Origin of the sequence: Streptomyces sp. NBC_01428 (genome assembly GCF_036231965.1) — a bacterium.
Taxonomy (GTDB): Bacteria; Actinomycetota; Actinomycetes; order Streptomycetales; family Streptomycetaceae; genus Streptomyces.
This window is the reverse complement of record NZ_CP109499.1, coordinates 2676074-2690765: the sequence shown is the minus strand read 5'-3', so window position 1 is coordinate 2690765 and position 14692 is coordinate 2676074. Positions and strand designations below refer to the sequence as shown.

Genomic DNA, 14692 nt, shown 5'->3' with positions numbered 1-14692 from the left:
AGGGGTTGTGGCAGGGATCTCTTGCTCCATACGGACCCGGTCCCCGCTCGGAGATCAACGCGAGGTGCGACTGGTCGATGATCGACGATGGACGTCGATGACTGACGCGGCGCGGGTGTTCGTCGGCTGATCGATGATTGACAGGGCGCGGGTGTTCGTCGGCTGATCGATGATTGACGGAGCGCGGGTGTTCGTCCGCCGATCAATGGTTGACGGGCATGGATTCCGGCGGTCAGCAGGCCACGGGGACAGCCGTCTCGTCCAGCTGCCGCACCGCCACCACGTCCATCCGGGCCGGGGAACCCAGCGCCGAGCCGCAGCTGTCCGGGCGGGGCGGCAGTGAGGTTCCCTGAGCGACGACGACCCTCCACAGCCTGCCGTCGACGTGGGCGACGGTGATCTCCCAGCGCGGAGCGCTTCCATCGGTCCGGACCACGGTCAGAGCACCGGCGGCGTGCTCTCCCGTCGCGTTTCGCACGGCCAGTTCGGCCGCCTGGCCGGGCCGCTCCCAGGCGGAGTTCCCACGGCAGCCCTCGGTGACGACGCGGCCCTCCCGGACGCCCTGGAGGATCTCCTTGACGGCATGGGCCTCGGCACGGCCGTACGCGTAACCGTGGGGCAGCACGAGCACCGTCGGGGAGAAGCGATGACCGCCCAGATGAGTGACCTCCCACGCGCCGTTCACCCCGGAAGAGGCGAGTTCGGCCGCGAGAGGCCGGCCGAGCAGGGCACAGCAGCGGTCACGCTTTCCGTTGGTGCAGACGAGGGCGAGCGGTTCGTCCGTGTGGGGCCGGGCGTCGAGGGCCGTGTCGAAGGACCGCGGGTCGCCCTGGCCGAGTGCGGCGAAGTCGAGGTCGAGGAGCAGCTCGGGCTCGCACACCGTCGCGCCGTGCAGCCAGACGTTGCCCGGGGCTGTGTGGGCCGCGTAGACGCGCCGCTCGGCGGGCGTAACGCAGTCCGCGTGGCGTCCGGGGCGACGGATGAGCGCGATCCGCACGCCCGTGCCCTGCGCGGCCGCCTCGAGAGCGCGGCCGAGCGTGGGGTCCAAGTGGCTCGAAGTGAGCGCTTTGGCGCCCCAGGGCCCGGGCTGCTCGATCAGCAGCCATGTCCTCGCGGTGGCCGCGGTTCCCGCCAAGGGCTCGTCGAGGAGCCGCGACGCGCTTGTGCACGTACTCACAGAGGTGAGCCTAACCTGACTTCGGCCGGAGTGGCTTCCTGTCGCGGCCACGGGCGGCGCACTCGGGGCGGTTGGCCCGCCCTTCGGCTGAGGAGGGGGCGCGCCGAGGAACTCGGCCGCACCCTCCCTGCGCGGCGGACGGGAGTCCTAGAGGCTGCTGGGGAGCGGCTGTGGTGGGCGTTCGCCCACGTAGTGGCCGCTCGGGCGCATCCTCAGCGGGCGTTCCGCGTACTCCTCCAGGGTGTGCGCGATCCAGCCCGCCGTGCGGGCGACGGCGAAGATCGTCTCTCCGGCGGAAGCCGGCATACCGGAGGAGACGGTGAAGGCGGCCAGCGCGAGGTCGACGTTGGCGTGCAGGGGCGCGTGCCGGGCGGTGGTGGCCACGACGTCGTGCGCCGCCGCCACAGCCGGCGCCGCACCTGGTACGTCCTCCAGGAGGGCGAACAAGGCACGCGCGCGGGGATCCTCGCCTGTGTAGAGCCGGTGGCCGAGTCCGGGGACGCGGCGTCCGGCGCGCAGCTCGTCCGCGACGACGGGGGCCGCGGTGCCCTGGTCGAGTACGTCGAGAAGCAACCGGTGGGCGAGGCCGCTGGCCGCTCCGTGCAGCGGCCCTTCGAGGACGCCCAACCCCGCCGAAACAGCCGCGTAGGGGTGCGCCCGGGCCGACGCGGCGACCCGGACCGCCAACGTCGACGCGGCCAGGTCGTGGTCCACGAGCAGCCCGAGTGCCGCGTCCAGGACCCGCAGTGACGGGGCGTCGGGTGCGCGCCCGGTGAGCCTCGCCCACAGCCGACGGGCCAGCGGACCCTCGTCGCGGTGGTCGCGCCGGACCGGGGGCAGAGCGGCTACGAGGGTGGGGATGAGGGTTCGCCCGGTGCCGAGGACGGTGTTCTCGGAGAGGTCGAAGCGGAGCGGATCGGCGGCCGCCGCGGCGATCGCGGCGACGCGCAGGCGGTCGGTGGGACCGCTGTGCTCGGGCAAGGCGTCGACGCTGTGCCGAGCGGCGGTCACCGACGCCTCCGGGGCCGTGAACGTGGCACCTGGGCGCAGTTCGCCGGTCCAGAGCCATTCGGCGATCTCTTCGTAGGAGTGGTGCGCCGCCAGTTCCGTCGCGTCGACGCCCCGGAAGTAGTAGCGGTCCTTCTCGATCAAAGTGATGCGCGTGCGGACGGAGAGTTCACCCGAACCTCCCGAACTGCCGCTGTTCTCGCGCCTGTTGCGCCGGGCGAGCGCCTCCACCTCCTTGACGTCGAAGGTGCTTCCGCGCCCTCCCTGCTCGCGCCGGCTGCCGAGCTGTCCACGGCTCACGTAGGCGTAGACGGTCTCCGGCTTCACGCCGAGCAGCTCGGCGGTCTCCTTGGTGCTGAGCCGTCGGCCCTCGTGCCCTGGCGTTGCCGCTTCTCGATCCCTCATGGGCGCCACCGTATCTGTGGATCGGTATATTGATTGAATCAATATTGACAGTCTTAGAGTCAAGCATGGACAGTCGGATCAAGTCCAGGGAGGAAACATGCCGATCAACCGAACCGCGTCCACCTCTGTCGACGTGCCGCGAGGACTCGCGGGCGTCGTCGTCACCGACACCGAACTGGGTGACGTCAGAGGGCTGGAGGGCTTCTACCACTACCGCCAGTACTCGGCCGTCGAACTCGCGCAGACCCGCGACTTCGAGGACGTCTGGCACCTGCTGGCACACGGTGACCTGCCCGACGCGCCGCGCCGCGCCTCCTTCACGGAACGGACCGGAGCGCTGCGCCGGCTGCCGGACGACGTACGTGCCGCACTGCCCGCCATCGCCGCGGCGACCGGCCTCTCAGGTCCTCTCGCCGGCCTGCGTACCGCGTTGTCCCTGCTCGGCGCCTCGCTCGGGTTCCGGCCCGTCTACGACATCGATGCGGAGCGCCGTCGCGACGACGGCCTCGCCGCGGCCGCCGCCGTCCCGACACTGCTCACCGCCCTGTACCGGATCGGGCAGGGGCTGGAGCCGGTCGAACCGCGCGAGGACCTGGGTTACGCGGCCAACTACCTCTACATGCTGACGGGTTCGGAGCCGGATGTGCGCCGGGCCCGTGCGGTTGAGCAATACCTCATCTCAACCATTGATCACGGATTCAATGCATCAACGTTCACGGCGCGGGTGATCGCGTCGACGGGGGCGGATATCGCGGCGTGTCTGGTGGGTGCGGTCGGGGCGTTGTCCGGGCCCCTGCACGGGGGCGCTCCCAGCCGTGCGCTGGACACGCTCGACGCGATCGGTACGCCCGACCGCATCGACGGCTGGATCCGTGAACGCGTCCTCGCCGGCGACCGCATCATGGGCTTCGGGCACCCCGTCTACCGGACGGAGGACCCGCGTTCGCGGATGCTCCGAGGCATCGCCCAGGAGTTCGGCGGTCCACTCGTCGACTTCGCCGTCGAAGTGGAACACCGCGTGGAGGCGATCCTCGCCGAACTGAAGCCGGGCCGCGAACTCCATACCAACGTGGAGTTCTACGCGGGCGTGGTCATGGAACTCTGCGGGCTCCCCCGGGAGATGTTCACTCCCACGTTCGCCGCCGCCCGCGTCGTCGGCTGGAGCGCGAACATCCTGGAACAGGCGGAGGACTCGAAGATCATCCGCCCGGCGGCGCGCTACGTGGGGCCGGTTCCGCCGGTGACGGTGCCCATGCCGGGCTGAGGGGGGCTGCACTCGCCGGCGCGAGGGCGCCCCGGCAGGCTCCGGGTTCGGGAGGCTGAGGACCCGGAGCGCTGAGTGGCACGTAAAAGGCCCGGCCTCGTGACGATGCCGGGCCTCTGGTCCGCCGGACAGGTCGGCGAAGAAGTCCATCTGGTGGTGTGGGGGCGAAAGCGGCGAGTGCTGCTCGTCGACCGGTCCGGGATTCACGTCCCGGCGCCCCGCGGGAGAACGCTGTTGCGAAGTCAGGCGTCCGGGATGTCTTTTTTGGCGCGCAACAGGGTGTCGCGGGTGATGATCACGATGCGCTCGTAATCGGCTCGTGCGGCGTCTGCGGGGAGCTCAGGGTCCAGCTCCTGGGTGGCCTCTCGCCCGATGACGGCGAAATCGCCGTCGGCGAGCTCGAAGATGTCGGGGCAGGACTGGCCAGAAGCGCTTCCGCGCTCGCGTGGACTGGCCCCGACACGTCGCACGATTCTCACGGGGTGCTACCAACCTTAGTTCGGGAACGACTGTCTGAGGTGTCGGCCGAGCGAAGGTTCCTCGGAGCGCGACGGACTCCGAGCGGAGATGTACGTCGGGGTAAGCGTCTCCGGCCGGGGGTGTTCGTCGGAGGCATGGTCTCCGAGCGCAGGGGTGTTCGTCCGGAGTGCTCAAAGATCTGGGCAGCGGTAACCTAGTTGATTTCTGTTGCCTGTGGTGCGTGAAACGTGAAACGTCAACCAGTCGGGTGAATGTCGCCAGCGCCGAGTTGACCGGAGCGGGCGACCACCTGTGCCAGGCAGCAGGGTCACTCGTCGTCCGGCTCCCCGATCACCCACCATTCGTCGGCGTCGGCGTCCGCCTGATCCTGGATCAGCGTGTCCATCAGTCGGCCCAGCTGAGCCTCGTCCGAAGCGTCCGGCAGGCTCTTGCGGTGATGTTCCGTCGCCGCCCAGTACTCCCGGAAGATCGGGTTCTGGCAGATGATGCGGAAGTGGCCCCGGAGCTCCGCCCGGTTCAGTGCCCCGATCCGGTGGAAGTACAGGGCGTTGACGTAGAGCGCGTTCGCGAAGAGGTACTGGCGCTGCTTCTCGGGGCCGATCTCGGTCTCGTACGTGTTGAGGACAGCGGCGAGGGCGGGATCGTCCATGGCCTTGCACAACAGGTCGAAGTGGAGGCGGTGCTGCTCGGTGAGCACGGCTCGCCTGCGATGCCGCGCGCCGCGTTCCCTCACGGCGTGGGCCGCGGTACCGATCCCGGCCCTGGCGGCCGAGCCGAACCTCCGTAGCGCGGAACTCTGTGTGGCCATGTCAACCCCCGAATCAGGCGACCGTCCGCCGGTCGTCGGTTGTGGGGCGACAGGGAGCGGACCGGCGAGCGGTGGGCGGCGCGCTTGCCGTCTCCCAGTCTTGCCGAGCGGCGCTGATCGGCAGGGAGGCGGAGAGGAGGCGCACGGAGGGACGTGCGGATCGCGTTTCCCGGCGCCATGCCCAACGTGTGCCCCGCGAGCGCCGCTGACAATCGTTCAGTCAGGGGCGTTTCCTCCCGCTCGTATGCTGGGTCCGTATTCGTTCCCCGCGTGAGCGCCGGGCCCGTGAGCCGGTGCGCGCGCAGGTCTCAGAGAGGCGCACGTTGAGTCAGTCGAGCCCGCGGCAGATCCCGGTCATCGTCCTCGCAGGCTTCCTGGGCTCCGGTAAGACCACGCTGCTCAACCACCTCCTGCACCGCAGCGGCGGCAGCCGTATCGGAGCGGTCGTCAACGACTTCGGGGCGATCGAGATCGACGCGATGGCGGTGGCCGGAGCACTCGGCGACTCCACCGTCTCGCTCGGCAACGGATGCCTGTGCTGTGCCGTCGACGTCAGTGAACTTGATCAATATCTTGACCGGCTCGCTCAACCCTCCGCCCGGATCGACGTCATCGTCATCGAGGCGAGCGGTCTCGCCGAACCCCAGGAACTCGTCCGCATGGTGCTGGCCAGCGAGCACCCGGGCATCGTCTACGGGGGACTCGTCGAGGTCGTCGACGCCGCCGAGTTCGACGGGACGCGCGAGAAGCATCCCGAGATCGACCGGCACCTCGCCCTCGCCGACCTCGTCGTCGTGAACAAGATCGACCGGGCCGAGGACGGGGAGCGGGTGCTGCGCGTCGTCCGTGAACTGGCCGACCGCGCGGCGGTCGTACCGGCCACCTACGGCCGCGTGGACCCGGAGTTCCTCTTCGACTGCAGGCCGAGCGAGGAGCGCGTCGGGCAGCTTTCCTTCGACGATCTCCACGACCGGGAGAACGACGGCCGAGACGTGCAGGGCCGCCACCGGGAGGGCGTGCACGCAGGCCACCTGCACAGCGCCTACACGTCCCTCTCGTTCGCCTCCGACGTCCCCATGGACCCGCGGCGCCTGATGGCCTTCCTCGACAGCAGGCCCGAGGGGCTCTACCGGATCAAGGGGTACGTCGACTTCGGCGTCCAGGACACCCGCAACCGGTACGCCGTGCACGCCGTCGGGCGGTTCCTGCGGTTCTACCCCGAGCCCTGGGCCGAGGCGGACCGGCGGCTGACCCAGCTCGTGCTCATCGGGTCCGGCATCGACACGGCGGCTCTCGACAAGGAGCTGGAGGGCTGCACGGAAGACGCCTCGCACGCCGACGAACACAGCATGTGGGGCGTCCTCCGCTACGTGCGGGAACCCGACTCCGAGAGCTGACCCGGACCGGCCTGCACCGGACCGGCCTACACCGGGCCCGCCACCACCGACACCGTCCGCCCCAGCGAGATGCCCGAGCCGTCACGGCGCGGGTCGATCTCCGGCAGGTCGACGGGCGTGCCGTTCTTCTGCGCCGCGCGTCCCGGCGTCGGGCCCGCCCAGGCCACGGACAGGCAGTCCTCGCCCTTCAGGAAGCGCTGGCAGCGCACGCCGCCCGTCGCGCGTCCCTTGCGGGGGTACTGGTCGAACGGGGTCAGCTTGGCCGTGGTCTGGACGGAGTCGTCCAGCGTCCCCCGCGAGCCGGCCACCGTGAACACCACCGCGTCCACCGCCGGGTCGACGGCCGTGAAGGAGATCACCTTCGCGCCGTCGGTCAGCTTGATGCCCGCCATGCCGCCCGCCGCACGCCCCTGCGGGCGGACCTGCGCGGCCTGATAGCGCAGCAACTGGGCGTCGTCCGCGATGAAGACCAGGTCCTCCTCGCCGGTGCGCAACTCCACCGCGCCGACGATCCGGTCCCCGTCCTTGAGGGTGATGACCTCCAACTCCTCCTTGTTCGAGGGGTAGTCGGGCACCACACGCTTGACGACACCCTGCTCCGTGCCGATCGCCAGGCCCGGCGACGACTCGTCGAGCGTGGTCAGGCAGATCACCGTCTCGTTCGGCTCCAGGGCGGACAGGAACTCCGAGACCGGAGCGCCTCCGGAGAGGTTGGGCGCCGACGCCGTCTCCGGCAGCCGCGGCAGGTCGATCACGTTCAGGCGCAGGAGGCGGCCCAGGGACGTGACGACACCGATCTCGCCGCGCGCCGTCGCCGACACCACCGAGACGATCACGTCGTGCTTGGTGCGCTTGCCGTCCGGATCCTGCTCGAAGGGGTCGCCGTTCGCCGTGCGGGCCAGCAGCCCCGTCGAGGACAGCAGCACCCGGCACGGGTCGTCGGCGACCTGGAGCGAGACGGTCGGGGCCGGCGAGCCGGCGGACTCCAGGAGCACCGTGCGCCGGTCGGTGCCGAACTTCTTTGCCACCGCGGCCAGTTCGCCCGAGACCAGCTTGCGCAGCTCAGTGTCCGAATCCAGGATGCCGGTCAGCTCGTCGATCTCGCCCATCAGGCGGTCGCGCTCCGTCTCCAGCTCGATGCGGTCGAACCGGGTCAGACGGCGCAGCGGCGTGTCCAGGATGTACTGCGTCTGGATCTCGGAGAGGGAGAAGTGCTCGATCAGGCGCTCCTTGGCCTGAGCCGAGTTGTCGCTGGAGCGGATGAGGCGGATGACCTCGTCGATGTCGAGGAGAGCGACGAGGAGGCCCTCGACCAGGTGCAGACGGTCGCGCTTCTTGCCCCGCCGGAACTCACTGCGACGGCGGACGACGGTGAACCGGTGGTCAAGATAGACCTCCAGCAGCTCCTTGAGGCCGAGGGTGAGCGGCTGACCGTCCACCAGGGCCACGTTGTTGATGCCGAAGGACTCCTCCATCGGCGTCAGCTTGTAGAGCTGTTCGAGGACCGCCTCCGGCACGAAGCCGTTCTTGATCTCGATGACCAGGCGCAGCCCGTGCGCACGGTCGGTGAGGTCCTTCACGTCGGCGATGCCCTGGAGCTTCTTCGCGCCGACCAGATCCTTGATCTTGGCGATCACCTTCTCCGGGCCGACGGTGAAGGGCAGTTCGGTGACGACGAGCCCCTTGCGGCGGGCCGTGACGTCCTCCACCGCCACCGTGGCGCGGATCTTGAAGGTGCCGCGCCCCGTCTCGTAGGCGTCCCTGATCCCGGAGAGGCCGACGATCCGGCCGCCGGTGGGCAGGTCGGGGCCCGGGACGTGCTTCATCAGGGTCTCGAGGTCGGCCCCCGGGTACCGGATGAGGTGCCGGGCGGCCGCGATGACCTCGCCGAGGTTGTGCGGCGGCATGTTGGTGGCCATACCGACGGCGATGCCCGACGAGCCGTTGACCAGGAGGTTCGGGAAGGCGGCCGGCAGGGCCACCGGCTCCTGCTCCTGGCCGTCGTAGTTGGGCGAGAAGTCGACCGTGTCCTCGTCGATGGACTCGGTCATCAGGGACGTCGCGTCGGCCATCCGGCACTCGGTGTACCGCATGGCGGCCGGCGGGTCGTCGTTGCCGAGCGAACCGAAGTTGCCGTGGCCGTCGACCAGCGGCAGGCGCATCGAGAAGGGCTGCGCGAGTCGCACCAGGGCGTCGTAGATCGACGCGTCTCCGTGCGGGTGGAGCTTACCCATGACCTCGCCGACGACGCGGGCACACTTCACATAGCCGCGATCGGGGCGCAGGCCCATCTCGTTCATCTGGTACACGATGCGGCGGTGCACCGGCTTGAGGCCGTCGCGGGCATCCGGCAGGGCTCGCGAATAGATGACCGAGTACGCGTATTCGAGGAAGGAGCCCTGCATCTCGTCCACGACGTCGATGTCGAGGATCTTCTCCTCGTACGAGTCGTCGGGCGGCGGGGTCTTCGTGCTGCGGCGGGCCATCGCTGCTGCGGCTCCTTCACAGTCTCTGCCGGGGCATGAACGGGTTCTGACGCGGACCATTGTGGACCGCCCCGCTGACAACGCCGACCGCGACCCGTCCGTAGCGGCCTCGCGGAGCGCCCCGCGGGTCCCGTCACGACCGTTCCCGAACCGTCGTCGTGCCGTCCGCGGGACCCCTGCCTCACCCGTGCCGCCCCGGTGTCCGGAGGGTCCTCGGGGGCGTGCGGGGGGCGCTCGCGGTTCTCGCTCTCGGCGTACGAGGTGCGGGAACTTCGCCAGGCGTCCGCACGCTTGCATACAGTGGCAGGACCGACAGGAATGACGCAGTTCCGCGATCGAAGGGACGTACATGCCCATGGGTCACACGGCCACAGCTGAGGCAGGCTCCGGCGGCCTGACAGCGACCGAGCACCGCCTGGCCAACGGCCTGCGTGTGGTGCTCTCCGAGGACCATCTGACCCCGGTCGCGGCGGTGTGCCTCTGGTACGACGTCGGCTCGCGCCACGAGGTCAAGGGCCGGACCGGGCTCGCCCACCTCTTCGAGCACCTGATGTTCCAGGGCTCCCAGCAGGTCCACGGAAACGGGCACTTCGAACTCGTCCAGGGCGCCGGCGGCTCGCTCAACGGCACGACGAGTTTCGAGCGCACCAACTACTTCGAGACCATGCCCACCCACCAGCTGGAGCTCGCCCTCTGGCTGGAGGCCGACCGCATGGGCTCGCTGCTCGCCGCGCTGGACGACGAGTCCATGGAGAACCAGCGCGACGTCGTGAAGAACGAGCGCCGCCAGCGCTACGACAACGTCCCGTACGGCACCGCCTTCGAGAAGCTGACCTCGCTCGCGTACCCCGAGGGCCACCCGTACCACCACACCCCGATCGGGTCGATGGCGGACCTGGACGCGGCGACCCTGGAGGACGCCCGCGCGTTCTTCCGCACGTACTACGCGCCCAACAACGCGGTCCTGTCGGTCGTCGGCGACATCGACCCCGAGCAGACGCTCGCCTGGGTGGAGAAGTACTTCGGCTCCGTCCTCGGGCACGACGGCAAGCCCGCCCCGCGCGATGGCTCGCTGCCCGAGACCATCGGCGAGCAGCTGCGCGAGGTCGTCGAGGAGGAGGTCCCGGCGCGCGCCCTGATGGCCGCCTACCGCCTCCCGGAGGACGGCACGCGTGCGTGCGACGCGGCCGACCTCGCTCTCACCGTCCTCGGCGGCGGCGAGTCCTCCCGGCTCTACAACCGGCTCGTACGCCGTGACCGCACCGCCGTGGCCGCCGGCTTCGGCCTGCTGCGGCTCGCCGGAGCGCCCTCCCTGGGGTGGCTGGACGTGAAGACGTCCGGTGACGTCGAGGTCCCGGTCATCGAGGCCGCCGTCGACGAGGAGCTCGCCCGGTTCGCCGAGGAGGGCCCGACGGCCGAGGAGATGGAGCGCGCGCAGGCCCAGTTGGAGCGCGAGTGGCTGGACCGCCTCGGTACGGTCGCCGGCCGCGCGGACGAACTGTGCCGGTACGCCGTCCTGTTCGGTGACCCGCAGCTCGCCCTGACCGCCGTACAGCGCGTCCTCGAGGTCACCGCCGAGGAGGTCCAGGAGGTCGCGAAGGCCCGCCTGCGCCCCGACAACCGCGCCGTGCTCGTCTACGAGCCCACCGCCCCCGAAGCCACCGACGCCGCTGACGACACCGACGAGGAGGCGGCGAAGTGACCGAGCTCGCCACCATGGACTTCCATCCGCAGCCGCAGGCCGGCCAGCCGAAGCCGTGGGCGTTCCCCGCCCCCGAGCGCGGCACCCTCGACAACGGCCTGACCGTCCTGCGCTGCCACCGCCCCGGCCAGCAGGTCGTCGCCGTCGAGGTGATCCTCGCCGCGCCGCTGGAGGCAGAGCCCGCGGGCCTGGACGGCCTCGCCACGATCATGGCGCGTGCCTTCTCCGAGGGCACCGACAAGCACTCGGCCGAGGACTTCGCCGCCGAGCTGGAGCGCTGCGGCGCCACGCTCGACGCGCACGCCGACCACCCCGGTGTCCGGCTGTCCCTCGAAGTGCCCGTCTCGCGCCTGCCCAAGGGCTTGGGCCTGCTCGCCGACGCCCTGCGGGCACCGGCCTTCGCGGACAGCGAGATCGAGCGCCTGGTGCGCAACCGGCTCGACGAGATCCCGCACGAGACGGCCAACCCGGCCCGCCGCGCGGCCAAGGAGCTCTCCCGCCAGCTGTTCCCGGCGACCGCGCGCATGTCGCGCCCCCGCCAGGGCACCGAGGAGACCGTCCAGAAGATCGACTCCGCGGCCGTACGGTCCTTCTACGAGAAGCACGTTCGTCCCGCGACCGCCACCGCCGTGGTGGTGGGCGACCTCACCGACGTGGACGTGGACGCGCTGCTCGGTGACACCCTCGGCTCCTGGACCGGTTCGACCGCCGAGCCGCGCCCCGTACCGCCGGTGCACGCCGACGACACGGGCCGCGTGATCATCGTGGACCGCCCCGGCGCCGTCCAGACGCAGCTGCTCATCGGGCGGGTCGGCGCCGACCGGCACGACCGTGTGTGGCCGGCCCAGGTGCTCGGCACCTACTGCCTGGGCGGCACCCTCACCTCACGCCTGGACCGCGTCCTGCGCGAGGAGAAGGGCTACACGTACGGCGTGCGGGCGTTCGGCCAGGTCCTTCGTTCCGCGCCGGACGGCACCGGTGCCGCGATGCTCGCCATCAGCGGCTCGGTGGACACCCCGAACACCGGCCCGGCGCTGGACGACCTGTGGAAGGTGCTCCGCACCCTCGCGGCCGAGGGGCTGACCGACGCGGAGCGCGACGTCGCCGTGCAGAACCTGGTGGGCGTGGCGCCCCTCAAGTTCGAGACGGCGGCGGCTGTCGCGGGCACCCTCGCCGACCAGGTCGAGCAGTACCTGCCGGACGACTACCAGTCGACGCTCTATCAGCAGCTGGCTGCCACCGGCACGGTGGAGGCCACCGCCGCCGCCGTCAGCGCCTTCCCGACGGACCGTCTGGTGACCGTCCTGGTGGGCGACGCCGCGCAGATCGAGGAGCCGGTCAGGGCGCTCGGCATCGGTGAAGTCACCGTGGTCACCGCCGAGTAGGACCGTGTGACCGAGATGGGCCCTGGTGACTGAAGAGTCACCAGGGCCCTCTTTTACGCGGACATCGCCCCCAAGATGTCCGTATTGGTACGGAGGTTGCCTTCTGTGCTGTGGGATGCGCTACAAAAACCGTGATCCGTTTGTTGTTCGAAAGATGCCGCGTTTAGCGTCAGTCCGGCTGTTCGTCAGGCAGTGCGCCGCGCCCGCGGCACCGGACAGTCATCGCCGAGTCCCCGCATGGCGCGAGCCAGGGGAGCCGGGGACCCACGTAGTCCCTGGGGTGAATCGGACGCCCTCCCCGGAGGGAGCCCGTAGGAGACCTTCCTGCTCCGAACCCGTCAGCTAACCCGGTAGGCGAGAAGGAAGGAAAGGATCAGCCCTTACATGGCGTTCACCTGTGGCACCGGGAAGCATCGTCGTCCGAGCCGCGTGCAGCGCACCACGAAGAACGTAGTCGGCGTCGCGGCCCTCACCACCACCGGTGTCCTCGGAACCCTCGCGGCCCCCGCGTTCGCCGCGGAACCCTCCGCCGAGCAGACCGGGCTGACCCAGGCCATCACCATCGGTGACTCCGTGGCCGAGCAGATCGACGAGCAGGCCGACGCGCAGCAGCACGCCGCCGACGTGGCCGCCGCGCGGGAGAAGGCCGAGCAGGCCGCCCGCAAGAAGGCCGCCGAGCAGGCAGCGAAGGCGCGCGAGACCAAGGAGCGGGCCGCCCGTGCCGCCGAGCGCAAGCGGCTCAACACCTTCGTCCTGCCGATAGCCGGCTCGTACGTCTCCACCGGCTACAAGACCGGCGGCAGCCTCTGGTCGTCCGGCAGCCACACCGGAGTCGACTTCCACGCGGCATCGGGCACCTCGGTGCACTCCGTCGGCGCCGGAACCGTCGTCACGGCCGGCTGGGGCGGCGCCTACGGCAATCAAGTGGTGATCAAGATGCACGACGGCACGTACACCATGTACGGGCACCTGTCGTCCATCGGCGTCTCCGTGGGGCAGACGGTCACCCCGGGCCAGCAGATCGCGATCTCCGGCTCGACCGGCAACACCACGGGACCGCACCTCCACTTCGAGGCACGCACCACCGCGGAGTACGGCTCCGACATGGACCCCGTCGCGTACCTCCGCTCGCACGGCGTCAACGTCTGACGACCGCTTCGCGGCTTCTCCACCGTTTTCGATGCCCCGGCTCACCGAGCCGGGGCATCATCGTTTCCGGAGGCCCTCTGTCCAAAAAATATCCATGGATTCAGGCCCGCCATCGGAAATTAAGGCTTCCTGCAATAGAGTCACTGAACAAGCGTCAATCGATGGCGTTTCGCGGGGATTAAAGCGGAGGTCCGGTCATGCGTATTCCGGCGCACTCGGTATGCACGGCGATCCGCGACGACATCGTCGCGGGCGTCTACGAGCGTGGCGGCCGGCTCACCGAGGAACTGCTCGCGCGGCGCTACGGCGTCTCGCGCGTCCCCGTGCGCGAGGCGCTGCGCACCCTGGAGGCCGAGGGCTTCGTGGTCACCCGGCGACACGCGGGCGCCTGTGTCGCCGAACCCAGCGAGCAGGAGGGCGCGGATCTCCTGGAGATGCGCATGCTGCTGGAGCCGCTCGCTGCCGCACGCGCCGCGCAGCGTCGTACCGAGGCCCACCTCAAGGTGCTTCGCGGGCTGGTCAGGCTGGGCCAGGAGCGCTCCAGGCGGGGCAACAGTGAGGATCTGCGCTCCCTGGGCGGCTGGTTCCACGAGACGCTCGCACAGGCCTCCGGAAGCCCCGCGCTGACGTCGACCCTCTCCCAGCTGCGACACAAGATCGCCTGGATGTACGTGGTCGAGGCGCCGGTCAACCCCGCCGAGTCCTGGGCGGAGCACGGCGGCATCGTCGACGCGGTCGCCCGAGGGGACGGCGAGCGGGCCCGTGCGATCACCGCGCTGCACGCGGAGCGCTCGGCGGCCGCGCACCGGCTGCGATTCCCCGCCGGCGGGGACCGGCAGGACCGTGTGAGGACTTCGCAACATCCCGTAAACATGACGGGCCAGCGTCATTAACACGGGCGCCGTATACAAAGAGGGTTATTCGGCGGGGCGCTATTTCTGCTGCCGTTTTATTCGCGTGCCGGGAATTTCGGGCACGCGTTCCTTTCGTTCACGCACGGTGTGATCCGGACGTGTCCCGTGAATTCCGGGACGGTGTACGAAAACGCGGGACGGCGTACGGAAACGGCTGAGCCGCGCCTCCCGGTGGGGGATGGCGCGGCTCAGCCGTGTGATGTCCGAGTGCCTAGGGGGCTCAGACGGTCTCGGGGAGCTCGTCGAGCCCCTCGGCGACCAGCTTCGCCAGGCGGTCGAGGGCGGCGTCCGCACCCTCGGCGTCCGACGCGAGGACGATCTCCTCGCCGCCCTGGGCGCCCAGACCGAGGACCGCCAGCATGGAGGCCGCGTTGACGGGGTTGCCGTCGGCCTTGGCGATCGTCACGGGGACGCCGGAGGCCGTGGTGGCCCGGACGAAGATGGAGGCGGGGCGGGCGTGGAGGCCCTCAGCCCAGCCGACGTTGACGCGGCGCTCAGCCATGTGATGCTGCCCTTC

At 70.2% G+C, this 14692-nt stretch carries 12 protein-coding genes and 1 riboswitch; of the genes, 6 read left to right on the top strand and 6 right to left on the bottom strand.

Translation table 11 applies throughout. The features are described 5' to 3' along the window. Positions 1 to 232: 232 nt before the first annotated feature. Together OG406_RS11585 and OG406_RS11580 are read right to left on the bottom strand one after the other, a co-directional pair. A complete protein-coding gene (locus tag OG406_RS11585; protein WP_329185601.1) occupies positions 233 to 1177 on the bottom strand; it encodes a sucrase ferredoxin in 945 nt (314 codons plus the stop codon). Positions 1178 to 1324: 147 nt separating this feature from the next. Next, complete coding sequence (locus OG406_RS11580; protein WP_329185600.1) at positions 1325 to 2590, bottom strand: citrate synthase; 1266 nt, start codon at positions 2588 to 2590, stop codon at positions 1325 to 1327. A 97-nt stretch (positions 2591 to 2687) separates the two neighbouring features. Here OG406_RS11580 and OG406_RS11575 point away from each other — a divergent pair, with 97 nt between their 5' ends. After that, positions 2688 to 3854, top strand: coding sequence for a citrate synthase/methylcitrate synthase (locus OG406_RS11575; RefSeq protein ID WP_329185599.1), 1167 nt, complete (start codon positions 2688 to 2690; stop codon positions 3852 to 3854). Positions 3855 to 4096: 242 nt separating this feature from the next. Here the strand turns inward: OG406_RS11575 and OG406_RS11570 are convergent, their stop codons facing one another. After that, positions 4097 to 4333: a hypothetical protein gene (locus OG406_RS11570; protein ID WP_164375193.1), complete on the bottom strand. Its 237-nt coding sequence runs from the start codon at positions 4331 to 4333 to the stop codon at positions 4097 to 4099. Positions 4334 to 4641: 308 nt separating this feature from the next. Continuing rightward, the gene (locus OG406_RS11565) at positions 4642 to 5142 is read right to left on the bottom strand and encodes a DUF6082 family protein (RefSeq protein WP_164375192.1); all 501 of its coding nucleotides are present in this window, start codon (positions 5140 to 5142) and stop codon (positions 4642 to 4644) included. Positions 5143 to 5465: 323 nt separating this feature from the next. Here OG406_RS11565 and OG406_RS11560 point away from each other — a divergent pair, with 323 nt between their 5' ends. After that, on the top strand, positions 5466 to 6539 hold the full coding sequence (locus OG406_RS11560) for a CobW family GTP-binding protein (RefSeq protein WP_329185597.1): 1074 nt from the start codon (positions 5466 to 5468) through the stop codon (positions 6537 to 6539). 26 nt (positions 6540 to 6565) lie between these two features. On the opposite strand, the gene OG406_RS11555 is transcribed toward OG406_RS11560, so the two are convergent. Further along, a complete protein-coding gene (locus OG406_RS11555) occupies positions 6566 to 9025 on the bottom strand; it encodes a DNA gyrase/topoisomerase IV subunit A (protein ID WP_329185595.1) in 2460 nt (819 codons plus the stop codon). Positions 9026 to 9380: 355 nt separating this feature from the next. On the opposite strand from OG406_RS11555, the gene OG406_RS11550 reads away from it, so the two are divergent. The 4 genes from OG406_RS11550 (at position 9381) to OG406_RS11535 (ending at position 14154) form a co-directional block, all read left to right on the top strand. After that, a complete protein-coding gene (locus OG406_RS11550) occupies positions 9381 to 10727 on the top strand; it encodes a M16 family metallopeptidase (protein WP_329190750.1) in 1347 nt (448 codons plus the stop codon). After that, positions 10724 to 12112 (top strand): M16 family metallopeptidase, encoded by a 1389-nt coding sequence (locus tag OG406_RS11545; protein WP_081219831.1) that lies wholly within the window; start codon positions 10724 to 10726, stop codon positions 12110 to 12112. The genes OG406_RS11550 and OG406_RS11545 overlap by 4 nt, the downstream gene beginning before the upstream one ends. A gap of 213 nt (positions 12113 to 12325) precedes the next feature. After that, a riboswitch (cyclic di-AMP (ydaO/yuaA leader) is annotated at positions 12326 to 12483 on the top strand. Between the two features lie 13 nt (positions 12484 to 12496). Further along, positions 12497 to 13261: a M23 family metallopeptidase gene (locus OG406_RS11540; RefSeq protein ID WP_164375188.1), complete on the top strand. Its 765-nt coding sequence runs from the start codon at positions 12497 to 12499 to the stop codon at positions 13259 to 13261. A 197-nt stretch (positions 13262 to 13458) separates the two neighbouring features. After that, complete coding sequence (locus OG406_RS11535) at positions 13459 to 14154, top strand: GntR family transcriptional regulator (protein WP_164375187.1); 696 nt, start codon at positions 13459 to 13461, stop codon at positions 14152 to 14154. A 241-nt stretch (positions 14155 to 14395) separates the two neighbouring features. Here OG406_RS11535 and OG406_RS11530 read toward each other — a convergent pair whose 3' ends face one another. Continuing rightward, a complete protein-coding gene (locus OG406_RS11530) occupies positions 14396 to 14677 on the bottom strand; it encodes an HPr family phosphocarrier protein (RefSeq protein WP_081219834.1) in 282 nt (93 codons plus the stop codon). Between the last annotated feature and the right edge of the window lie 15 nt (positions 14678 to 14692).

Coding starts and splice junctions, on each gene's coding strand:
- OG406_RS11580 (WP_329185600.1), bottom strand. CDS start 2,590: ATGAGGGATCGAGAAGCGGCAACGCCAGGGCACGAGGGCCGACGGCTC.
- OG406_RS11575 (WP_329185599.1), top strand. CDS start 2,688: ATGCCGATCAACCGAACCGCGTCCACCTCTGTCGACGTGCCGCGAGGA.
- OG406_RS11565 (WP_164375192.1), bottom strand. CDS start 5,142: ATGGCCACACAGAGTTCCGCGCTACGGAGGTTCGGCTCGGCCGCCAGG.
- OG406_RS11555 (WP_329185595.1), bottom strand. CDS start 9,025: ATGGCCCGCCGCAGCACGAAGACCCCGCCGCCCGACGACTCGTACGAG.
- OG406_RS11550 (WP_329190750.1), top strand. CDS start 9,381: ATGGGTCACACGGCCACAGCTGAGGCAGGCTCCGGCGGCCTGACAGCG.
- OG406_RS11540 (WP_164375188.1), top strand. CDS start 12,497: ATGGCGTTCACCTGTGGCACCGGGAAGCATCGTCGTCCGAGCCGCGTG.
- OG406_RS11535 (WP_164375187.1), top strand. CDS start 13,459: ATGCGTATTCCGGCGCACTCGGTATGCACGGCGATCCGCGACGACATC.
- OG406_RS11530 (WP_081219834.1), bottom strand. CDS start 14,677: ATGGCTGAGCGCCGCGTCAACGTCGGCTGGGCTGAGGGCCTCCACGCC.